Source organism: Actinomyces gerencseriae DSM 6844 (assembly GCF_000429265.1).
In the GTDB taxonomy this organism is placed as follows: Bacteria; Actinomycetota; Actinomycetes; order Actinomycetales; family Actinomycetaceae; genus Actinomyces; species Actinomyces gerencseriae.
This window is the reverse complement of sequence record NZ_KE386871.1, coordinates 187,152-207,890: the sequence shown is the minus strand read 5'-3', so window position 1 is coordinate 207,890 and position 20,739 is coordinate 187,152. Positions and strand designations below refer to the sequence as shown.

16 protein-coding genes are annotated in these 20,739 nt (G+C 73.9%); 8 read left to right on the top strand and 8 right to left on the bottom strand.

The window, feature by feature from the left end:
* Position 1: 1 nt before the first annotated feature.
* Both G448_RS18850 and G448_RS0110410 read right to left on the bottom strand, forming a co-directional pair.
* Positions 2 to 664, bottom strand: a complete 663-nt coding sequence (locus tag G448_RS18850) for an Rv3235 family protein (protein WP_245572290.1) — start codon at positions 662 to 664, stop codon at positions 2 to 4.
* A gap of 24 nt (positions 665 to 688) precedes the next feature.
* Complete coding sequence (locus G448_RS0110410; RefSeq protein WP_026407921.1) at positions 689 to 1,537, bottom strand: LysM peptidoglycan-binding domain-containing protein; 849 nt, start codon at positions 1,535 to 1,537, stop codon at positions 689 to 691.
* 258 nt (positions 1,538 to 1,795) lie between these two features.
* On the opposite strand from G448_RS0110410, the gene G448_RS0110405 reads away from it, so the two are divergent.
* Positions 1,796 to 2,353 carry a hypothetical protein gene (locus tag G448_RS0110405; RefSeq protein ID WP_026407920.1) on the top strand — a complete coding sequence of 186 codons (558 nt, stop codon included), beginning with the start codon at positions 1,796 to 1,798 and terminating at the stop codon, positions 2,351 to 2,353.
* Between the two features lie 61 nt (positions 2,354 to 2,414).
* Here G448_RS0110405 and G448_RS0110400 read toward each other — a convergent pair whose 3' ends face one another.
* Positions 2,415 to 2,633: a helix-turn-helix domain-containing protein gene (locus tag G448_RS0110400; RefSeq protein WP_026407919.1), complete on the bottom strand. Its 219-nt coding sequence runs from the start codon at positions 2,631 to 2,633 to the stop codon at positions 2,415 to 2,417.
* 90 nt (positions 2,634 to 2,723) lie between these two features.
* Between G448_RS0110400 and G448_RS0110395 the strand changes: the two genes are divergently transcribed.
* From G448_RS0110395 to G448_RS0110385, 3 genes are read left to right on the top strand one after another with little or no spacing between them, the layout of a single operon-like run.
* Entirely contained in the window at positions 2,724 to 3,422 is a 699-nt protein-coding gene (locus G448_RS0110395; protein ID WP_245572289.1) for a hypothetical protein, read from the top strand.
* A gap of 1 nt (position 3,423) precedes the next feature.
* Complete coding sequence (locus G448_RS0110390) at positions 3,424 to 5,178, top strand: CpaE/TadZ family protein (protein WP_026407917.1); 1,755 nt, start codon at positions 3,424 to 3,426, stop codon at positions 5,176 to 5,178.
* A gap of 44 nt (positions 5,179 to 5,222) precedes the next feature.
* On the top strand, positions 5,223 to 5,690 hold the full coding sequence (locus G448_RS0110385) for a DUF6912 family protein (RefSeq protein ID WP_026407916.1): 468 nt from the start codon (positions 5,223 to 5,225) through the stop codon (positions 5,688 to 5,690).
* Between the two features lie 40 nt (positions 5,691 to 5,730).
* Here G448_RS0110385 and G448_RS0110380 read toward each other — a convergent pair whose 3' ends face one another.
* Together G448_RS0110380 and G448_RS0110375 are read right to left on the bottom strand one after the other, a co-directional pair.
* The gene (locus tag G448_RS0110380; protein ID WP_026407915.1) at positions 5,731 to 9,201 is read right to left on the bottom strand and encodes an AAA family ATPase; all 3,471 of its coding nucleotides are present in this window, start codon (positions 9,199 to 9,201) and stop codon (positions 5,731 to 5,733) included.
* Positions 9,198 to 10,541, bottom strand: a complete 1,344-nt coding sequence (locus G448_RS0110375; protein ID WP_026407914.1) for a metallophosphoesterase family protein — start codon at positions 10,539 to 10,541, stop codon at positions 9,198 to 9,200. The genes G448_RS0110380 and G448_RS0110375 overlap by 4 nt, the downstream gene beginning before the upstream one ends.
* A gap of 444 nt (positions 10,542 to 10,985) precedes the next feature.
* Between G448_RS0110375 and G448_RS0110370 the strand changes: the two genes are divergently transcribed.
* The 4 genes from G448_RS0110370 to G448_RS0110355 all read left to right on the top strand — a co-directional run bounded on the left by G448_RS0110370 (position 10,986) and on the right by G448_RS0110355 (position 17,187).
* The gene (locus G448_RS0110370) at positions 10,986 to 12,896 is read left to right on the top strand and encodes an ABC transporter transmembrane domain-containing protein (protein ID WP_051268912.1); all 1,911 of its coding nucleotides are present in this window, start codon (positions 10,986 to 10,988) and stop codon (positions 12,894 to 12,896) included.
* Complete coding sequence (locus tag G448_RS0110365; protein ID WP_156911013.1) at positions 12,893 to 14,665, top strand: ABC transporter ATP-binding protein; 1,773 nt, start codon at positions 12,893 to 12,895, stop codon at positions 14,663 to 14,665. Before G448_RS0110370 ends, G448_RS0110365 begins: the two co-directional genes overlap by 4 nt.
* A 227-nt stretch (positions 14,666 to 14,892) precedes the next feature.
* Positions 14,893 to 16,530: a S8 family peptidase gene (locus G448_RS0110360; protein WP_026407911.1), complete on the top strand. Its 1,638-nt coding sequence runs from the start codon at positions 14,893 to 14,895 to the stop codon at positions 16,528 to 16,530.
* 42 nt (positions 16,531 to 16,572) lie between these two features.
* Complete coding sequence (locus tag G448_RS0110355; RefSeq protein WP_156911012.1) at positions 16,573 to 17,187, top strand: hypothetical protein; 615 nt, start codon at positions 16,573 to 16,575, stop codon at positions 17,185 to 17,187.
* Between the two features lie 138 nt (positions 17,188 to 17,325).
* Here G448_RS0110355 and G448_RS0110350 read toward each other — a convergent pair whose 3' ends face one another.
* From G448_RS0110350 to G448_RS0110340, 3 genes are all read right to left on the bottom strand, one after another.
* Positions 17,326 to 18,189: an undecaprenyl-diphosphate phosphatase gene (locus G448_RS0110350; RefSeq protein WP_026407909.1), complete on the bottom strand. Its 864-nt coding sequence runs from the start codon at positions 18,187 to 18,189 to the stop codon at positions 17,326 to 17,328.
* Between the two features lie 355 nt (positions 18,190 to 18,544).
* Positions 18,545 to 19,393: a histidinol-phosphatase gene (gene hisN / locus G448_RS0110345; RefSeq protein ID WP_026407908.1), complete on the bottom strand. Its 849-nt coding sequence runs from the start codon at positions 19,391 to 19,393 to the stop codon at positions 18,545 to 18,547.
* Between the two features lie 187 nt (positions 19,394 to 19,580).
* Positions 19,581 to 20,648, bottom strand: coding sequence for a zinc-dependent alcohol dehydrogenase family protein (locus tag G448_RS0110340; RefSeq protein ID WP_034495168.1), 1,068 nt, complete (start codon positions 20,646 to 20,648; stop codon positions 19,581 to 19,583).
* Positions 20,649 to 20,739: the final 91 nt, after the last annotated feature.

The window sequence follows — 20,739 nt, the reverse complement described above, 5'->3', positions numbered from 1 at the left end:
CTCAGCCGATCTCGAGAGTCGACATGATCCACCTGCCGCGGTGGGGGATCAGGAGGGCGGCCGCGGCCCTCACCCGTGAGCCGTCGTCGAGCAGGACGGCGGCCTCGCAGTTGCCCGACAGCGTGATCTGGGTGCGGGCGCAGCGCGCCCGAGGCCTGGCGCGAGCGGGCTCGGTCCCCAGCAGACGCAGGGCCAGGCCCGCGCGGCGGGCCAGCGCCTCGAACATCTCGGGAGTGGTCCACCGCGCCAGGTGGTCCGCGGGTCTGTGGCCGCTGAGGACCTCCGCGGCGGCGGTGACGATGGAGGCGGCGTGACGCTGCGGGTCGGGCAGGCGCTGCGCGTCGAGTGGGTCGGGCGGGTTCTTGGCGGCCCTGGAGGCCGTGCCCGCGCGTCGCCGTGAGCGCTGGCTCCGACGGCTGAGCGCGGTGCGGAAGTGCAGGCGGTCCCACTGCCTGCGCTCGGCGTTCGTCGCGGGCGCGTGGGGAACGATCTCGCCGGCCGGCGTGCGGGTGGCGGTTCCGGGGGTGCGGGTCCGCGGCCCGGTCGGTTCCGGGCGCCTCGGCGCGGGGCGCCTTCTGGTCGTCCTCGGTGGTCGTGAGATCGATGCCGTGGGCGGCGTGGGCGGTGTGGTCGCGATGTCCGCCGAGGCGGTGGGAGTGGTCATGGATGTCTCCTGTCGTGGGTCGTGTCATGAGTCGTCGTCAGCGGAGTGCGCTCGGGGTCGCCCGGGCGCGTCGGGGAGCCGCAGTGAGGCGCCCGGGTGGATGGCGGAGGGATCCGGGCCGATGCGCTCGGCGTTCGCCTCGTAGATCAGGGGCCAGGTCCTCATGATCCGCTCGTCGGTGGCGCCGGGGCCCAGCGCGATCGCGGTGATCGACCACAGGGACTCTCCGGGCTCGACGATGTGGGTGGTCGAGGAGCCCGGCTCCCCGCCGGTTGAGGGGGCGGTCGGGGGATCGGGATCCTCCGCTCCAGCGCCGGGCGCGGACGAGTCGGGCTCGGGCCGCTCGGCGTCCGGCGCCTCCGTCCCGGTCCCGGAATCCCGGGCGGACTCGGTGCCCGGGTCGGCAGTCGGTTCGGCCCGCGGGGCGGGGTCCTGGCCGGAGGTCACCTGCCAACCCAGGTCGTCGGGGGCGGAGGGGGCGGCGGCAGCGGCGGCGGGGGCGATCGTCAGCCCCGCGATCATCGCGCCGGTGGCGATCCGTCGCACGAGCGGGGCGCCCCATCGCTGGAGCACGGTGCCGGCGCGGCTCCGACTCGTCACCGGTGCCGACGCGCCGCGCGCATCCGCCGTCGCGGGAGCGCTCTCGAGCACGACGGCCAGCGCCAGCCCAGCGGATGCCAGGTGCCACAGGCCGCCCGCGGCGCCGAGCCCGCACGCGATCACGATCGCCATCTGGGCGATCTGGGCCGCGCCCCACCAGGCGAGCGGGACGGATGCGAGACCGGCGCCCGCCGACCAGGCGCTCGCGGCCAGAGCCGCCGTTCCGAGAGCCGCGGCCAGCGCGACGGCGACGAGACGCATGAGAGTACGCACGAGATCCTCCGTCATCGAGGATGATGTTTGATGTGCTTTGATATTGACTGACTATTATGAACTTGTCAAGAGCGGATATAGGGCTGTTCCGAGAGGGGGTGTGGGACGACGGGGCGTCGCGGTCGCTGCGGATCGAGGGGCGGCGTCGTGAGTCGCGGCCCTGGACGGGGCCTCGGGGCGGGGGGGGGCGGAATCCCGGGCGAGATGACCCCGGGCGGGGTCTTGCCGCATCGGCGAGTGACGTGATGGGCTGCCGTCATGGACTGGGACTGCCTGCTGGCCGATCTTGAGAGCCGGTTCGAGGCGGAGCACCGCTCCAGCATCGCCGCTCAGGCGGCGGACCTGGCGGAGGCCGAGACCGCAGCCGTGCGACTGGCCGACCGGCTTCGCGGTGCGGTCGGGCGGGCGATTCGCCTGCGCACGCGCGGCGGCGTGCCGGTTGAAGGGGCGGTGGTGCGGGCGGAGGACGGATTCGTGCTTGTCGATGAGGGGGACGGCCTGCAGGCTCTCGTCCCCACCGACTCGCTCGCCTTCCTCGCCCCGCTTCCCGGGCCCGCGCCCGAGCCGGGCGGCCGTCGCCGTCCGACCATCCAGGCCGTTGCGCGTGAACTGGCCCGCACCGGCGCGCGGGTGCGGGCGATGACTCCCGCCGGGGACGTCATCGGCCGGATCGGGCGGGTGGGGGCCGACTACCTGGACGTTGTCGTGGATGGCCCGCGCGGCGGCAGCGGCGAGCGGCCTCTTGCGGGAGGGGCGCCGCGCACCGGCGTCGTCACCGTGGCCCTGAGCGCGCTCGACGTTCTGCGCAGCCGGTGAGCGGACCGCCGCGGAGCGCGCTTACTCGGCCTGCGCGCCTACTCGGCCCTTCCGGGAGCCTTCACTTCTCGAAGGGGCGGCCTGCGGCGACCATGTCGCGCGTCGCCTCGAGCTGACGCTCGATGTAGGAGTCGAAGGCGCTCTCGGGAACCCTCCACAGGCGGCGAGCGCCCACCTGGATCGCGGGCAGGTCCCCGGACTGGATGAGGGCGCGCACGCCCTGGGCCGATAGCTGCAGATTCTCGGCGACCTCGGCGATGGTCAGGAACTTGTCTTTCATGGCACGATGATGACATCCCGGCGCACGGTGCGCCATCCCTGAACAGTCCTGTGGATAATTAAAGATGCTTCTAGGCTGTCCCAGGGTCTCATGAGTGATCAGGAGAATCCCGTGGTCCTTTCCCGCCGCGGCCCCGCACGGGCCGCCGATCCTGTACGCCCGGCTCGCAAACGCCGTTCCACGTGGCGCGATCCGCGCATGGCCGGTGGGCTCGTCCTCATCGGCGCCGCCGTCGCCCTGGGCTCCTGGGCGGTGAGCGCCGCCGCCGAGACCCAGCAGGTCTACGCTCTGGCCCGTGACGTCGCCCCCGGGGAGGATCTGACGGCCGACGGGGTCCTGTCCCTGGTGGACGCCCATCCGGGCACGGATGCCTACGTCCTGGCGGGGCGACTGCCCGAGGCCGCTGTCGCCCAGAGGTCCTTGGGCGCCGGTGAGCTCCTGCCCACCAGCGCCGTGGGGGAACGGACTCCGGACGACCTGCGCGCGATCGTCCTGAAGGTGTCCTCCACCCTTCCCGCCGGTACCGGGGTCGGCGACATCGTCGATCTGTGGGCCCTGCCCGCCGCCGGAACCGCCTCCCGGACCGCCTCCGAGGACAAGCGCACCCAGGCCGAGGTCGTCGCCGAGCACCTGGTCGTCTCGACGGTCGGGCAGACGGGCGAGAGCCTCGTCAGGGAGAGCACCACCGAGGTCGAGGTCCTCGTTCCCGCCTCGTCCGTGGCCGTGGTGCTCACCGCCGCCGGCGGCGACGGCGATCTCGTCCTGGTGCCCAGCGCCTCCGGGAGCTGAGATGGACGAGCGACTGCACGGGGTCCTCCTGGCCGTGTCGGGGGACGACTCCGACCTGCTGCGGGCGATCGACGCGCGGGGATCGGGACTGCGCGTCGTGCGCCGCTGCGCCGATGCTGCCGACCTGCTCAGCGCCGCCATGGCGGGGCTGGCCGTGCTCGTGGTCGTCGATACGGGCTTCGACGAGTTCGATCGCTCCGTCGTGGACCGGCTCGAGCACGCCGGCGCCACCGGCATCGTCCTGACGCCCACCGATCAGCTGGAGCACTGGGCCACGATCGGCTGGCCGGTCGAGGATCGGGGAACGAGCCCCGATGCGGTGCGGGCGCGCCTGCAGGCACTCGCGCGCGCTGTCGGAGTCGGCCGGGCGCGGCGCACGTCCCCGGCCGCGCCGGTGATCTCGTCCGCGCCCCCGGCTCGGCCCGACGACGAGTCGGATGATCGGCTGTGGGCCGAGCTGATGGCCCCGGACCCCTTCTCCTCGACCACGCCGGACCGGGCCGGGGGAGCGAGCGCCTCCCCGCCGGAGGAGGCGCTCGCGAGGTCCGTGCCGCGCCGGTCGGATGCGCCGGACGGAGGCGCGGCGCGCATCGATTCCGCTCGTGGGCCCGCCGACGACCCCGGCGCCGTCGTGGATGAGCCGGGCGGTGGACTCGCGGTGGTTTGGGGACCCCGCTGCTCCTCGGGGAGGACGACGATCGCCGCAGCGTTGGCCCACTGCCTGGCCCCCGCCGGCGGTTCGATCCTCGTGGACGCCGATCTGGAGGGCCCGTGCCTCAACCAGGTCCTCGGGCTGCCGGAGGACTCCTCCGGGCTGGCCACCGCCGCGCGCCTGGCCGGGCACGGCAGACTGGACGACGAGACCCTGGAGGCGCTCCTCATTCCCTTCGGCCCATCGGAGCGCCTGCTGTCGGGCCTGGGGCGCCCGGGGCGCTGGCGCGAGCTGCCGCCCTCGGCCATGTCCGAGGTGTGGAGGCACTGCCGACGACTGGCGGCGTGGACCATTGTCGATATCAGCGGTGGTCCCGTCGACGACTCTGTTGACGAGTACACCCTGGAGCCCGGCAGGGGAGCCGTCGCCGCCGGACTCGTGCGCAACGCCGACGTCGTCCTGGTGGTCGGCGGTGCGGATCCCGTCGGGATACGACGGCTCCTGCAGCTGCTGGGCGATCTCGATGACGAGATGCGTCCCACCGGCCGGATGGAGGTGGTCGTCACCCGGGTGCGGTCCGGCGTCGCGGGGCCGGCCCCGCAGCGCGCTGTCAGGAACGCCCTTGAGCGCTACGGCCGGCTCAGCGAGGTGGCGCTCGTGCCGGACGACCCGGTGACGGCCGATCGGTGTCTGATGGAGGGACGACCCGTCACCGACGCGGCTCCGGACAGTGCGCTCGGGCGGGCGCTGACGGCGCTCGCCGATCGGGTCGCCCCGGAGATGGCCGCCGCCCGACGCCCGGGCAGGGCGGCGCGGCGTCGCGGACTCGGGCTGCGGCGCGGTCGTGAGGCCCGAGGCGGTCGCCTGAGGCGGGCGCGTCGGTCAGCGCGCTCGAGTGGGGTGGAACGAGCCGCGGTGCGTCCCGCTTCGATCTCCGTCGATGCGGGGCCTTCTGCTCCTCCACCGGACGGGGGCGTGGCCCTGAGGAAGCCGGGACCGCCACCGGGTGCGGCGCCTCCGCCGCCCCCGCCGCCCCCGGGGGCCAGGGGCGCGGTGCCCCCCGCCGCGTCCGCGGAGCGCCGCCGGGGGCGACGCGCCAGGTGATGACGGCGCACCGATCGGCGGGTGGAACGGGGCACACTTGGGCCATGCGCATCTATCTTCCCGCGACGGCTGCCGACCTGACAGCTCCGCGTATCAGCCCTCGGACGGCTCACGCGGCCACTCCCGCCCTGGCCGCGGCCCTGCTCGACGAGGATGAGGAGGGCCTGGAGGTCTCGGCGAGCCTGTGCGCGGCGGACGCCTCCTTGATGCTCCTGGCCGCGCCCGGCGCCGGGGCCCTGGCGGATCGTCGGGTCGTCGTCGCGGCGGACGTGGACTCCTCGGAGGTCTCGGAGCTTTCGGCGAGCGGAGACATTTTGCCCGGCACGGTCGAGCTGAGGACGCCGGTGGCCTGGGAGTCCGTGGCCGCGCTGCTGGTGGACGACGCGGAGGCGGAGGCGGATGTGCGGGCGGCGCGCACCGGTGACGAGGGCGCCTTCGAGCGGGCGGCCGAGGCCGACCTTCTGTGGTTCGACGTCTCGGAGCGCGAGCAGCTCGCCGCCGAGCTCGGTTGAGCGCCCGGGTCCCCGGCCCGTCCGATCCGCTTGGGATCGGCTACGAGGCGGTGACGCTCAGCGTCGAGCCCGAGGGCGTCCTGGTGATCTCGATGCGGTCGGGGATCTGACGGCGCAGTTCCTCGACGTGGGAGACGATGCCGACGGTTCGTCCTCCCTCCTGGAGGCGCCCGAGCTCGAAGAGGACGGTCTGGAGGGTTTCGGGGTCGAGAGAGCCGAAACCCTCATCGACGAAGAGGGTCTCCATGGTGATGCCCCCGGACTCGGCGGTGACGACATCGGCCAGGGCCAGGGCCAGCGACAGGGAGACGTAGAAGGTCTCCCCGCCCGAGAGGGTCCTGGGGTCGCGGGTGCGCTCGTCTCCGAGGCGGTCGATGACGGCCAGGCCCAGTCCTTTGCGGCGCCGGTGCCGGCTGGTCTCCTCGGCGACCCGGATGAGCTCGTAGCGCCCGGAGGACATCTGGGACAGGCGCTCGTTGGCGAAGACGAGGACCTCCTCGAAGCGGGCCTGCAGCACCCAGGTGGCCAGGGGCGTGCCGGCCTCGTTCTCCCCGCGGGCCAGGGCCGCCACCCGGATGAGGTCGGCGCTGGAGCCGGCCGCCTCCTCATAGGCGGTGGCCGCCTGCTCGACGCCGTCGACGGCCCGGCGCAGGTGCTCGTGGGACTCGGCGGTGCGCGCCTGAGCGGAGGCGGCCTGCCTCGCGGCGGCGTCCGCCTGGGCGAGCTCGGCGGTGGCGTCCTCGAGGCGGTCCTCCTCCTGTCCGCTCAGGGCGGCGATCTGCGGGTCCTCCAGCCCCAGGCGGACCCGCTCCCGGGCGGTGGCGGCGGCGCGCACGGTCGCGGACAGGGACTCGACGGCGCCGCGCTCCATGAAGGCCGCCGTCGCCTGAGCCGCGCCGGCGAAGCCCTCCTCCTCCAGCGCCCTGGCCAGATCTGACAGGGCGCTGCGGGCCTGATCCAGGGCGGTGCGCGCCGTGTCGACGTCCTCGGAGGCGTCCTCCGCCTCCTGCGCCCGCACGAGGAGCGCGCCGGCGCGGGCGGTGACACTCGACCAGCTTCCGCGCGTCTCGAGGCAGCGCCGCTGGTCCTGGGCCAGGGCCTCGCGCTCGGTCTCCAGGCGCGAACGGGCCGACTCCTGGGAGGACCGGGCGGCGTCGAGCTCGGCGCGCTCCTGCTCGGTGCGGGCATCGAAGGCGTCGAGACGCGCGGCCAGTTCGTCAGCGGCGTCTGCTGCGGCCCGAGCCGTGGTCAGGGCAGTGGCGGCCTCGTCCAGGGCCGCCTTGGCGGCGGAGGCGTCCATCCCGTCACTGGAGCGCTGGGCCTCCTGAAGCCGGGTGGCGCAGACGTCGCGCTCCCGGACGGCTCCGCTGAGCGCCTCGTCGGCCTGCCGTTGGCGCTCCTCGGCGGCCTCCACCTGCTGGCGGGTGGCGCCCTCGGCGTCGGCCGCAGCGGGGGAGGGGTGGGTGGGGGAACCGCATACGGGGCAGGGCTCGCCCTCGGTGAGCTCACCGGCCAGTGCCCCCGCGGTCCCGGAGATCCAGGCCAGGCGGGTGGCGTGAACCCGACCGGCCGCCCCCTGCGCCGCCGCGACCGCCAACGCGCGGGCATTGTCCCGCTGGGCGAGCCGGGCCGTGAGCTGCTCGACGGCCAGCGCCGCCCGGTGGCGCTCCTCGGCCCGGGCACGGCGCTCTCGAAGACCGTCCAGGCGCTCACGGGCCGCGCGGGCCGCCTCCAGGTCCTCCACCAGGGCGGCGCGCAGACCCGGGCGGGAGGCGAGTTGCTCGGTCTGTTGCGCCAGTTCGGCGATGCTGCGCTGAAGGGTTGCCTCCCGGTGGTTCAGGGTCTCCTCACGTGTCTTCAGCTCGGCCTCGAGGGCGACGAGGACCTCGAGCTGCCCGTGCTCGCGATGGCACCGGTGCGCCAGCTCGTCGAGGCCGCGGGTGCTCAGCACCTCGGTGCCGGCCGGCTCGGACACGTCGGCCGGTGCGGGTGCCTCAACCGCCTCGGCCTCCTGCTGGGCGGCGGCGTCCGGCTCGCCGGGTTCCAGCTCGACGGCTCCGGGGTCTGTCCTGCTCGGTTCCTCACCGAGCGCGGCGAGCCGGCGCTGCGCCTCACGGGCAAGAGGCTCGACCAGAGCAGCGGGCGTCGCCTCCGTATGGCGGTCCCGACTGCTGGTGCTGGTAACGGTGGCGGTATCGGCGGCACTATCAGCACCGGCGGCACCGCTGGCCTGCTCGGCCAGGTGGGCCGGGCCGCTCTGATCGACGCGGGCGGCCAGAGCGGCGACGGCTTGTTGGGCGTGGTCGAGGGCTGTCTGCTCGGCCGCCAGGTACGGCCGCACCCGGGCGGCGCGCTCGGCGGCCTGGAGGCGTGCGGCGTCGTCGGTGTCCTGCTCGGCGCGCTCGGCCAGCCGCCGGCTCTCCTCGACCAGCGCCCGGCGTCGCTCCAGGAGGTCGTGGAGCCTCTGGGCCTCTTCTCGGGTGGTCTGAGCCCGGGCGAGGTCCTGCGCGGTGGCCTCGGCCCGGGCTTCGGCCTGCTGGGCGCGGCCGCATGAGGCCTCCAGCACCTGGACGCCGATGCGGCGAAGAGCCTCAAGGTCCGGGGAGGCGCCGACCATCGCCGCCTCCAGCGCCTGGGCCGGCGTCGGGGCGGGACCGGCGGAGTCCTCCTCCGGCTCCTCGCGGTCGGTGTCTTCAATGGGCAGCGGCAGTGCCTCCTGGGCTCCTCCGGATGGGGCCTCCTCCGAGGAGTCATCCTGGAGTGCCACATGGCCAGCGTCGTCGGCCTCTTCAGCGGTATCCGCGGTCTCTGCGGAGGACGGCACCTCGGTGAGGAAGGGATGCCGGACCAGGGAGGCGACCTGCCCGCGCAGGTCGGCCTTGGCCTGCTCGACCCGCCGGTCCCCCTCCCGGGAGGCCTGGACGAGGGCGTCCTGGATGGCGTCGTAGATGCCAGTGCCGAACACGTCCTTGAGCAGGTGCTGGCGCTCGGAGGAGTCGGCGCGCAGGAACCGGGCGAACTTGCCCTGCGGCAGGACGACCGTCTGCGTGAACTGCTCCCGGCTGAGCCCGACGGCGCGGGTGATCTCCGCGTCGGCGTCGCCCACGCGGGTGACGGGTTCGTCGAGCGGCTGCCCGCCGACCCCGGTCAGGTGCCAGAGCTTGACGGTGCCGTTCTGGGTGGTGGTGCCCTGGCCGCGTCGCTTGGCCCGCTCGTAGGTGGGGGTGCGGCGCACCCGGTAGACGCCGGCGCCGGTGGAGAAGACGAGCTCGATGACGCTCTCGGTGCGCGGGCCGACGAGGGTGGAGCGGATGCGCTCCTTGGAGGAGTCGGCCGAGTCGGCCACGTCCCCGTAGAGGGCGAAGACGATCGCGTCGATGATGGTGGTCTTGCCCGATCCGGTGGGGCCGGTCAGCAGGAAGCGGCCCGAGGCCCCCACGGCGTCGAAGTCGATGCGCTCCTGACCGGCGTAGGGGCCGATGCCGGTCATGGTCAGGGAGTGGATCCTCATCGCTCGCTCCTCGCGCTCGCCAGGGCGGACTCGTAGGCGCTGCGCAGGACGCCGCGCTCGGCGGGTTCGGGGGCGCGCCCGCAGACGTCGTCGAAGAAGTCCTCGGTGATGCGCAGCGGGTCGGCCGCGGCGGTGACGTCGATGCGCTCGCGGGCGGTGCGGGCGGGGGCCTCGTGCTGGAAGGCCAGGAGGCTGGGGAAGCGCTTCTTGAGCGCGGCCAGGGCGCCGGGTGACCGCTCGCCCCGGAGGACGACGCGCACCCAGGCGCCGGTGGCGTCGTCGAAGGCGGGGGACAGGAGCTGGGACATGGTGCCGGTCAGCGTGCGCACCCGGTGCAGGACCGGGGTGGGGATGCGCTCGAGGGCGGCGACGCCGTCGGCGGCCAGGTCCAGCAGGACAAAGGACTTGGTGGCCGAGTTGCGGGCGCCCTCGGCCTCGTCGAAGGAGAAGGGCAGGGGCGAACCGGAGTAGACCAGGCGCGGGCCTGCGGACTGGGCGATCTCCTGGGGGCGGTGGAGGTGCCCGAGGGCCACGTAGTCCAGGCCGCCGGACCGCTCGGCCAGGGGCGAGCCGCCGAGGCCGGTGTAGACGCCCGCGGGCACGGAATCGACGCCGCCGACGCGGATGTCCCGCTCGGACTCGGCCGTGGGGCGGCCGCCGACGACGAAGGCGTGGGACATGACCAGGGCGGGGACGCGCATGGTCGCCGCGGCGCGGCGGGCGGCGAGGTCGGCGGCGACCAGGCGCAGGGCGCCCGAGACGACGGCCTCGTGGCTGCGGGGCAGGCGGCGCGGGGGTCGCCGTGCCTCGGGCGAGTCGGGATCGGGCGCGTTGTCGGGCTCGGTGGGACGGGCGTGACCGGCGTCGCGCTCGGGCTCGTCGCCGGTCTCCCCGAGCCGCTCGGCGAGGAGGGGCGGAAGGGACTCGCGGGCGGCATCCGGATCGAGATAGGGCAGGGCGTAGATGTAGAGGCCGTCCCCGCCGTCGGGATCCGGGATGACGACGGGGCGGTCGACCTCGGTGGTGCGGGCGCGGATGGTCAGGCCCTCCCGCAGGAGGTCGGCGCCGAAGCCGAGGCGCTGGGCGGAGTCGTGATTGCCCGGAGTGAGGACCACCCGGGTGATGTCCGACAGGCGGCGCAGGGTGTCGTCCAGGAGCCGGACGGAGTCGATGGGCGGGATGGCGCGGTCGTAGACGTCGCCCGCCACGACGACGGCATCGACGGCCTCGCGGCGGGCGAGCTCGACGAGGTGATCGGCGAAGGTCTCCTGGGCGTCATCGAGGACGCGCCCGTGGAAGGTGCGCCCCAGGTGCCAGTCGGAGGTGTGCAGGATCCGCATGGGCGCAGCCTCTCACGCGGGTGCGACATGAATCGCGGCGCGATCGGACGGTCGCGCGCCCCGGTCGGGCCGCCGCCGATGCGCGGCATCCGCTCCTGCCGCTGTCCGTCGTCCCGCTGCGAGCCGGACCGATCTCGACGCGGGACTGAACCGATCTCGGTGCGGAACCGGACCGATCTCGATGAGCTCGGCGGGGAGGGGCGGCGCGCTTGCGCCGGTGCCGCCCCGTTCGTAGGCTTCTGCCGTGTTCGTTCCGCACTGCGATAACTGACTGCGTCCCCGGTCCCGGCCGGGGACGCCGATTCCGCGTCCGCCTCGTCTGATCGCGCCGCCTCCGAGGGCCGCCGACACGACCTGGCGAGGCGCGTCGAACGTCTGTCAGCAGCGGCCCGCCGAGCCTCCGCTCGCGCCGCGTTTCGACGAGCACCCGAAACGAGCCCCTCTGTGCCTCCTCAGTCCCCTCAGTCCGCCCGTCCCACCCGGCCCCTCCACGCCTCCGACATCCCCATCGCCCGCCACCCGCGCCGCTGGCCGGCATTCCTGTCCATCACCCCGACTCCGCTGCCCGCCGTCCTCGACCGGCCCGGCGCGTGGATGCGCGCCCTCCTGCGTCGTGCCGCACCGTTGCTGGCCGTGGCCTCTCTTCTCGACGCCCTGACCCACCTGGCCGCCGGACTCGTCCCCACCGCCCTGGGTCGCGTCGTCGACTCGGGCCTGGACCGGGGACTGTCCGCCGACCTGGCCCCCGGTCTGCTCGCCCTGGCGGCGCTCGGCATCGTCAGCGCGCTGACCGGCGGCCTCGCCGAGGCGTTCTCCTTCGGCGCCTGGGCCTCCGGCTGGCAGCCCAGCGCCCGCGGCGTCGGTCACCGGCTCGGATGTCGCTCGCGCGCCATCACCCGCGCGGTCGCCGGTGGCGATGTCGTCTCCATCGTCACCACCGACGCCGACGCCATCGGCGCGTTCATGTACGTCATCGCCAACGTCGCCGGCTCGCTGGTGAGCGTCATCGTCGTCGGTGTCCTCATGATCCGCATGGACATCGGGCTCGGACTGCTCGTGCTGCTGGGACTGCCGGTCGTCCTGAGCCTGGTCGGCGCCCTCGTCGAGCCGCTCGACCGGCGCATGTCCGTCCAGCGCGAGGAGCAGGGCCGCCTGACCACTACGACCACCGACGTCGTCGCCGGCCTGCGCGTGCTGCGCGGCATCGGCGGCGAGGACGCCTACGCCGCCCGCTACTCCGAGGCCTCCGCCCGCGTGCGCGACGCGGGAATGAGGGTCGCCTCCACGCAGGCCCTGCTCGCCGCCATCCGCGCCGGCGCCCCCATGATCCTGACGGCGGTCGTCGTCGGCGCCGGCGCCACCGCCGCCCTGGAGGGGCGCATCACGCCCGGCGAGCTCGTCACCTTCTACGGCTGGGCGGCCTTCCTCATCCAGCCGCTGGACTCGTTCGCCGACCTCATGCAGCTCATGACCCGCGCCCGGGTCGGAGCCAGGAGGGTCGCCCGCGTCGCCGCCGTCGAGCCCTTGGTCCGCGATATCGTCGTCGATCCCGCGGCGCGTCCGGACCCGACCGGCGACCTCGTCGACACCACCACCGGCGTGCGTCTGCGCGGCGGCGTCATGACCGCTCTGGTGTGCTCGCGCCCCGGAGCCTGCGCGGCCCTGGCCGAGCGGCTCGGGCGCCCCGACGACGATGCGGCCGTCACGCTCGACGGCACCGACCTGCGGCACCTGCCGATCGAGGCGGTGCGCTCGGCCGTCATCGTCTCCGGTGCGCGCGCCGAGGCCTTCGCCGGGCCCCTGGCGGCCGAGGTCCTCGGCGAGGCCGTTCCACTGGCCGAGGATCGCGAGCTGGCTCCGCTCGTGCGCCTGCATGCCGGCGCCGCGCGGCCCGACGCCGCACGGGCCCCGGTCCTCCTCACCGGCGACCAGGAGCGCGCCGCCGGTCGCGCGCTGCGAGTGGCCGCGGCCGACGATGTCGTCGACTCCCTGGGGGGTCTGCAGGGCCGGCTCACCGAGAGGGCCCGCAATCTGTCGGGCGGTCAACGCCAGCGCCTGGCGCTCGCCCGCGCCGTGGCGCGCCGCTGCCCGGTGCTGGTGCTCATCGAGCCCACCAGCGCCCTGGACTCCCACACCGAGGACCTCATCGCCCGACGGCTTCGCGACGAGCGCCGGGGGATGACGACCGTCGTCGTCACCGCCTCCCCGCTGCTGCTGGGGCGCTGCGACGAGGTCGTGCTGCTCGAGGCCGACGAGGGCGGAGGGCTGCGCGAGACGGCTCGCGGCAGTCATCGCGGGCTCAGCGCCCTGGACGCCTACGCGGCCGTCGTCGAGCGCGGGGGCGAGCGCGCATGAGCGCCCTGCGCCTCCCCGTGGCCGATGCCGCCGACGTGCGCCGGCGCTTCGGCGCGCTCCTGCGCGAGCACGGGCGCGCCGTCGGAGCCCTCGCCGTCGTCCAGTTGTCCGCCGCCCTCGCCTCGGCGGCCATCCCCAGGGTCCTCGGCCTCATGGTGGATGCTGTCGATGCTGCCGACGCGGACGGCGGGGCGGGGCGGCTGGGCCGCCTCATCGTCATCGTCATCGCCCTGGCCGCCGCCAACGCGCTGCTGACCGGAATCGGGGAGTACCTCGCCCGAGTCCTCGGAGAACGGGTCTTCGCCGAGATGCGCGAGGCGCTGGTGAGCGCCGTCATGCACCTGCCTCTCGGCGTCGTCGAGGCCGCGGGCACCGGCGACCTCCTGGGTCGCACCGGCCACGACCTGGAGTCGATCCGCTTCGTCGTCCAGCGAGGCGTCTCCCAGCTCCTCATCATCGTGCTCACGATCCTGACCGTTGTGGTGGCCGCGCTGGTGAGCTCCCCGGTCCTCGGCCTCTCGATGCTCGCGGCGATGGTCGTGGCCGGGCCGATCGGCCGGTGGTACATGCGCCGCGCCATCCCCGCCTACAGGGCCATGAGCGCCCTGTGGGCCGAGGTCGACGGCGCCGTCGCCGAGACCGCCGATCAGGCCGCCACCGTCGATGCCCAGAGCCTCGGGGCGCGCCGCAACCTGGTGCTCGATCGCGCCGTGCGCGAGGTGTGGACCACCGAGCAGTACACCCTGTGGCTGCGGGTCCTCCTCGTCGCCGGGCTCTCCGTCGTCGTGATGCTGCCGCTGCTCGTCGTGCTGACCTGGGGCGCATGGCTCCTGGGCCGCGGGGCGGTGACGCTCGGTGCGGTCGCCACCGTGGCCCTGTACTCGGTTCAGCTGCGCGGGCCCGTCCACGAGATCACCTTCTGGCTCGACTCCGTGCAGTCCGCCTCCGCGGCCATGGCCCGCATCGTCGGCGTCGAGCTCGTCGAGCCGGACCGCACGGCATCCAGCGACCGGACCGCCGCCGCGCCCCCGCGTGCGCGAGGCGCGTCCTACGCCTATCGGGAGGGCCGCGATGTGCTGCACGACGTCGACCTCGAGGTCCTCCCCGGGGAGCGGCTCGCCGTCGTCGGCCCATCCGGCTCCGGGAAGTCGACGCTCGTGCGCCTGCTCGCCGGCATCCACCCGCCCACCCGCGGTCGTGTCACGGTCGGGGCGGACGGGCCGGATGGCGAGGGGACGGATCTGACGGCGCTGTCGGAGGCCGCCCTCCGCAAGGAGGTCGTCCTGGTCACCCAGGAGCACCACGTCTTCGCATGCTCCCTGGCCGACAACCTGCGCATCGCCCGGGCCGACGCCACCGACGCCGAGATCGCCCGGGCCCTCGACGTCGTGGGCGCGGGGCCGTGGGCGGCCGAGCTGCCCGACGGCCTCGCCACGCTCGTGGGCGCCGGCGGGGCCGACCTCGATCCGGGGCGGGCCCAGCAGGTGGCTCTGGCGCGCATCGTGCTCATGGACCCGACCACGCTCGTCCTCGACGAGGCGACCAGCCTGCTCGATCCGGGGGCGGCCCGTTCGGCGGAGCGAGCGCTGGAGGCCGTGCTGACCGGGCGCACCGTGATCATGGTCGTCCACCGGCTCGACGCCGCCGCTGCGGCCGACCGGGTGGTCGTCCTCATCGACGGGCGGGTCGTGGAGCTGGGTCCGCACGACGAGCTCGTCGCCGCCGGGGGCGAGTACACCAGGCTGTGGGAGGCCTGGACTGGTGCGTAAGGAGTGCGTACGGGTCGGAGAGCAGTGGTGGGCGGGGGCTCAGGGGGAACCGATCTCGGTGCGGAACCGAACCGATCTCGACGAGGGCGGGGCGCGGCCGCTCGACTCGGGGCGAACTCCCCATCGCCTGCGATGGTGGTCAGCGGACCCCCGTGACACACTCCTATCACTCCGGATCTCGGAGTGGGCCCTGTCCCCGGGGCCACCGCCCACCGAAAGTCATCCTCATGCGCACGATACTCAGCAGGCGCTCGGCCGTGGTCGTCGTCTCCGTCCTCGCCGTCGTCTCCGTCCTCGTCATTGCCGCGGGTCTCACCGGCGTGCTCAGAAGATCCACCGGCGACCCGTCCGCGACGGCGACGCCCGGGCAGGACGCCGAGGCCACCGCCGAGAACGCCTACAGCGACCGCTTCGTCGTCACCTACTCCGAGGGGACGCCCGCCGCCAACGCCATCGGGTCGGTGGAGGCCTACGGCACGAACATCATCGACTCCCTGCCCGCGGGCGACAAGCAGGCCCTCACCGCCGCCGCCGGCGAGATCTCGGTCGAGGTCGAGTCCGTCACCGCCCACTCCCTCGGCACGGTGGGTGTCGTGCTGAGCGAGAGGCTCACCCCCGATCAGGTCGAGGAGTTCATCTCCGCGCTCGGAGCCGCGGACGGCGTGGAGGCCGTTGAGCCCGAGGTGCACATGACGGCCCTGGACGACAACGTCCCCGACGACGAGTACTTCTCCTACCAGTGGGACATGACCTCCGGCTCCCACGGGATCAACGCCACGAACGCCTGGTCGCAGTCCACGGGCGAGGGCGTCACGGTCGCCGTCATCGACACGGGCATCCTGGCCGCCCACCCGGACCTGGAGGGCCGGCTCCTGCCGGGCTACGACTTCGTCTCCGACTCCTGGATCGCCCGCGACAACGACGGACGCGATGCGGATCCCTCGGACGAGGGCGACAACGTCGAGGCGAACGCCTGCTACCAGGGATCCGAGGCCACCAACTCCTCCTGGCACGGCACCCACGTGGCCGGCATCATCGCCGCCAACGCGAACAACCGGATCGGCGTGGCGGGCGTCGCCCCGGGGGCCGCGATCGTCCCCGTGCGCGCCATGGGCCGATGCGGAGGCGCCGGAACCGACATCATCGACTCCATCACCTGGGCGTCGGGAGGGCACGTCAACGGCGTTCCTGACAATCCCAACCCCGCGCGGGTCATCAACGTGAGCCTGGGCGGCGACGGCACCTGCCCGGCCTACACCCAGAACGCCATCGACGCCGCCGTCGAGCGCGGCTCGATCATCGTCGCCGCCGCGGGCAACTCGGACCAGGACGTGAGCGGCGTGACCCCCGCGGGCTGCAAGAACGTCATCACCGTCGGTTCCACTTCCAGCAGCGGCAGCCGCGCCTCCTACTCGAACTACGGCGCCGGTGTCAGCGTCTCCGCCCCGGGCGGCGATGTCGCCAGCGGGGGCGTCCTGTCCGCCGTCGATACCTCCACGACGACTCCGGAGGGCTCCGGCTACGCCCTCATGGTGGGCACCAGCCAGGCGAGCCCGCACGTCGCCGGCACGGTCGCGCTGCTCCTGGCCATCGATCCCTCGATCACGGGCGACAAGGCCACCACCCTGCTGCAGGACACCGCCGCCCCCGTGAGCGACTGCGACCGCGACGGCTGCGGCAGCGGTATTGTCGACGCCGCGGCCGCGACCCAGAGGGCCAAGCAGGACAAGGGCGATACCGGTGGCGATGCCGGTGCCGAACCGGCTCCCGAGCCCGAGCCGAGCCCCGAGCCCTCGGATCCCATCGGTCGCCTCCTGGACTCCCTGCGAGGGGTCCGGAGCCCGACGACGGAGACGACCGAGTAGGCCGCCGGATCAGGCGACCCCGGATGGAGGGCGGTGACGGGCGTGGAGGAATCCGCTGGAGGCGGGCCGAGCGCGGCCGGCGAGGAGCCGACGAGCAGTGGATCCGCGCATGACGGTGACCACGGGGCCCCGGCGCTGCGGCTATCGCAGGAGCCGCAGCGGCCACGGCGCGCCGTTCGTCTTGCGGCCTGCGCCGTCATCGCCCTCGCGACACTCCTCACGGCCGCCTCCGCCCCGGCCCCCGGCGTCGCGCCGAGCACCGGGGCGAGCACCGAGGACGGTGCCGCGGCCGCGGTCTCCTCGTCCACCGCGGCCACTCCGCCCGGCTCGCCCGGGGGCGGGGACGCCGTCCCCCGCCCGCCGGTGGATGCCTCCACGGGCGGTCCGGCGGTCACCGGAGTCCTCCTCGTCCTCGACGAGCAGATGAGCGGCCTGCTCGCCTCCGACGGGTTCGACGATGTCCTGGGCATGATGGCCGGCTCCATCGAGACGACCGCCGGCCTGTGCGGCGCCACCGTCGATGACATCGGCGTCGCAGGCGGAGGACTGCTCGTCCGTCTCGATGACCCGTCGCTCAACCCGTGCCTCATCGATGGACTCGCCGGGATCGAGCACGTCGTGAGCGCCGACGAGGACATGACCGTGACCGCCCAGTGACTGCGCGGATTCGCCCAGTGACCGCCCGGCGACCACGCGGAGCCCTCCCGGGGCGGGTTGCGAGGCGATCGATCGCGGGGCGGGGCGGCACGGGCTGCGGCGCGGCCCCGGGATCAGGCCGATCGATCGGATCGGGGATCAGGCTGTGATCGTGCTGGAGGCGACGAGCGCGATGATGATCGCGCCCAGCACCACGCGGTAGACGAGGAAGCCGGTGAACTTGTTGGAGGAGACGAACTTCAGCAGCCAGGCGATCGTCGCGTAGGCCACCAGGCCCGAGACGACGGTGGCGATGCCGGTGGCGGGCCATCCGATGCCGTCGGCGATGTCCCCCGCCGCGGTCACGGCCTCGAGCAGGCCCGCGGCGATGAGGGCGGGGATGCCCATGAAGAAGGACAGCCGCGTGGCGGTCACGCGGTCGAAGCGCAGGAAGAGGCCGGCGGAGATCGTGGCGCCGGAGCGGGAGATGCCCGGGAGGACGGGGGAGAGGGCCTGGAAGGCGCCGATGATGAGGGCGTCCTTGACGCTGACCTGGCTCATGCCCTTGCCGGCCGAGGCGTGAGTGGCGCCCGTCGGGCCGTCGGACTGCTGGTCGGCGAACCACATGACGGCGCTCCAGATGATGAGCGCGCCGGCGATCACCCACAGGGAGCGGGCCGTGACCTCGATGAAGTCCTTGAGGACCAGCCCCACGACCGCGACCGGGATCGAGCCCAGGATGATGCCCCAGCCCAGCGTGTAGTCGGGGTCGCTCCGCGCGCTCTGGTTCGTCAGTCCCCTGAACCAGGCCGCCACGATGCGCACGATGTCGCCCCAGAAGTAGATGACGGCGGCCAGGATCGCCCCGATCTGGATGACGGCGGTGAAGGCGGTGATGCCCTTCCCGTCGATGTCGTAGCCGAGGAGCTTCTCGACGATGTTGAGGTGGCCCGTCGAGGAGACGGGCAGGAACTCGGTGATGCCCTCGACGATGCCGAGGATGACGGCGTGCAGCCAGCTCATGGGTCTCCCAGGATGAGGGCGGATGGGGTCGCCCGAAGGTTATCGTGCCGTGACGCGGTGCTGACAGGTCTGCGGCGTTGGCCTTAGTCTCACTGCGCCGCTGTGTCGGCGCGCCGCCGCGTCTCGCAGTTCCACTCGCCGTCTCGCCGCGTCACGGTCCCGTCGCCCGCTCGTCACCCTGCTCGATGGGGCGGGGGCCGTGAGCGCGCGGAGCCGGCGACGGTTAGCACGCCGCTGGCAGGAACCACCGGGAGGGCCGTGAGCGCGCGGAGTCGGCCCGCGATCGGTTCTCGTCCCGGCCTCGAGCGGGCGCCGGGCCGACGTCGGGCCCGTTCCGCCCCGGTGCCGGCCGGTTTCAGTCGGTCTCGGCGGCGAGCCGGGCGAGGACGGCGTCGTGCAGCGGGCCGTTGGTGGCCACGGCGTCGCCGCCCCAGGGGCCGGGCTCGCCCGTCAGCGAGGTGAAGCGCCCGCCCGCCTCGGTGACCATCGGAACGAGTGCTGCCATGTCGTAGACCTCGAGCTCGGGCTCGACCGCCAGGTCGACCGCGCCGGAGGCCAGCAGCATGTAGGACCAGAAGTCGCCGTAGGCGCGTGTGCGCCAGCAGCTCTGCATGAGCGAGAGCATGCCGCGCAGCCGCCTGCGCTCCGCCCAGCCGGACAGGGAGGAGTAGGACAGGGAGGCGTCCTCCAGGGCCGTCACACCGGACACGTGCAGCCGATGGGCGAGCGCCAGGGACCGTCCGCTCCACGCGCCGCCCCCTGCGACCGCCCACCAGCGCTTGCCCAGTGCGGGCGCGGAGGCCAGGCCGACGACGACCCTTCCGTCCTCCACCAGGCTGATGAGGGTCGCCCACACGGGCACCCCGCGCACGAAGTTCTTCGTCCCGTCGATCGGATCGATGATCCACTGGCGCGGCGAGTGACCCGTCACCCCGAACTCCTCGCCGAGCACCGAGTCGCGGGTGCGCGCGCGCGACAGGTAGTCGCGGATGAGGCGCTCCGCCTCCCGGTCGGCGGCGGTGACCGGGGTCAGATCCGGCTTGGTCTCGACCTCGACGTCCTGGGCCTCGAAGTGGCCCCGGGTCAGGGGATCGACCTGATCCGCGATCGTGTGGGCCAGGTGCAGGTCGTCGCGCCAGCGGCGCTCGCCGGCCGGGGATGGGGAGGCGGTCTCGGTCGTGGCGTCGGTCGTGGCGTCGGTCATGGCACCACGGTAGCGGCGGTTCCGAGATTCTCCGCGACCTTCCGAGGGCCTTCGCGGGCTGGTGGCGCGCTGCGGGCCGCCCCGGCCGTCGCGCGCGGGACGGCGCACGCGGTCCCGGGCCGTCGCGGGCGCTCATGACGTCCGCGGCGGTCCGGGGCCGGGCCGGGGTCCGGGGCCGGGCCGGGGCTCAGACCTCCAGCAGCACCTTGATGGCGCGGCGCTCGTCCATCGCCTTGTAGCCCTCGGCCGCCTCCTCCAGGGGCAGGCGCAGGGTGAAGACCTTGCCCGGGTCGATCTCGCGCTTGAGGATGCGGTCGATGAGGTCGGGCAGGAAGCGGCGCACGGGGGCGGGGCCGCCCAGCATGCTGACCTCGGCGAAGAAGAGCCGCTGCCCGTTCAGGCTCACGCCATGGGCCACGCCGACGTAGCCGACGTGCCCGCCGGGCCGGCACGAGGCGATGGCCTGGTCCATGGACACCTGGTTGCCGACGGCCTCGACGACTCCGTGGGCCCCGTAGCCCCCGGTGAGCTCCTTGACCTTGGCGGCGCCCTCCTCGCCGCGCTCGGCGACGACGACGTCGGCGCCGAACTCGCGGGCGAGCCGAGCGCGGTCCTCGTGGCGGGAGAAGGCGATGACCCGCTCGCTGCCGAGGGCCTTGGCGGCCAGGACGGCGGACAGGCCCACGGCGCCGTCGCCGACCACCGCGATGGTCCTGCCGGGGCCGGCGTGAGCGGCCACGGCCCCGAACCAGCCGGTGCCCAGCACGTCGGAGGCGGCCAGGAGCGAGGCCATGATCTCCGGGTCCTCGGGCCTGCCCCCGGGGACGACGACGAGAGTGCCGTCGGCCTGGGGCACGCGCGTGTACTGCGACTGCGTGTCGCTCATGAAACCGCCGTTGGCGCAGCGGGACTGGAAGCCGTCCGCGCAGATCTCGCAGGTGTTGTCGCTGATGCAGAAGGAGCCGACGACGAAGTCGCCGACCTCGATGTTCTTGACGTCGTCGCCGACCTCGACGACGGTGCCGACGTACTCGTGCCCCATGGGACGGGCCTCGTCGACGGGCTGGATGCCCCGGTAGGGCCACAGATCGGAGCCGCAGATGCAGGCGACCTCGATCTTCAGGACGGCGTCGGTGGGCTCGATGACGCGCGGGACCTCGCGGTCCTCGACGCGCACGTCCCCGGGGGCGTGCATGACGACGCCGCGCATCGTGGTGGGCAGAAGCGGGGTTGCGGTGCTCATGGGATCCTCCATTACCCGCGCCCGGTGGTGCTCGGGCGCTGTTGCCTTGAGCCTACGAGCCGTGCGGGCGCCGTCCCAGGCACTCCCAGGACCATCCCGATCG

Excerpts from the sequence above, each read along its gene's own strand:
- G448_RS0110405 (WP_026407920.1), top strand. The coding sequence starts at position 1,796 with ATGGACTGGGACTGCCTGCTGGCCGATCTTGAGAGCCGGTTCGAGGCG.
- G448_RS0110350 (WP_026407909.1), bottom strand. The coding sequence starts at position 18,189 with ATGAGCTGGCTGCACGCCGTCATCCTCGGCATCGTCGAGGGCATCACC.
- G448_RS0110400 (WP_026407919.1), bottom strand. The coding sequence starts at position 2,633 with ATGAAAGACAAGTTCCTGACCATCGCCGAGGTCGCCGAGAATCTGCAG.
- G448_RS0110375 (WP_026407914.1), bottom strand. The coding sequence starts at position 10,541 with ATGCGGATCCTGCACACCTCCGACTGGCACCTGGGGCGCACCTTCCAC.
- G448_RS0110390 (WP_026407917.1), top strand. The coding sequence starts at position 3,424 with ATGGACGAGCGACTGCACGGGGTCCTCCTGGCCGTGTCGGGGGACGAC.
- G448_RS0110395 (WP_245572289.1), top strand. The coding sequence starts at position 2,724 with ATGAGTGATCAGGAGAATCCCGTGGTCCTTTCCCGCCGCGGCCCCGCA.
- G448_RS0110340 (WP_034495168.1), bottom strand. The coding sequence starts at position 20,648 with ATGGAGGATCCCATGAGCACCGCAACCCCGCTTCTGCCCACCACGATG.
- G448_RS0110385 (WP_026407916.1), top strand. The coding sequence starts at position 5,223 with ATGCGCATCTATCTTCCCGCGACGGCTGCCGACCTGACAGCTCCGCGT.
- G448_RS0110360 (WP_026407911.1), top strand. The coding sequence starts at position 14,893 with ATGCGCACGATACTCAGCAGGCGCTCGGCCGTGGTCGTCGTCTCCGTC.
- G448_RS0110365 (WP_156911013.1), top strand. The coding sequence starts at position 12,893 with ATGAGCGCCCTGCGCCTCCCCGTGGCCGATGCCGCCGACGTGCGCCGG.
- G448_RS0110380 (WP_026407915.1), bottom strand. The coding sequence starts at position 9,201 with ATGAGGATCCACTCCCTGACCATGACCGGCATCGGCCCCTACGCCGGT.
- G448_RS18850 (WP_245572290.1), bottom strand. The coding sequence starts at position 664 with ATGACCACTCCCACCGCCTCGGCGGACATCGCGACCACACCGCCCACG.
- hisN (WP_026407908.1), bottom strand. The coding sequence starts at position 19,393 with ATGACCGACGCCACGACCGACGCCACGACCGAGACCGCCTCCCCATCC.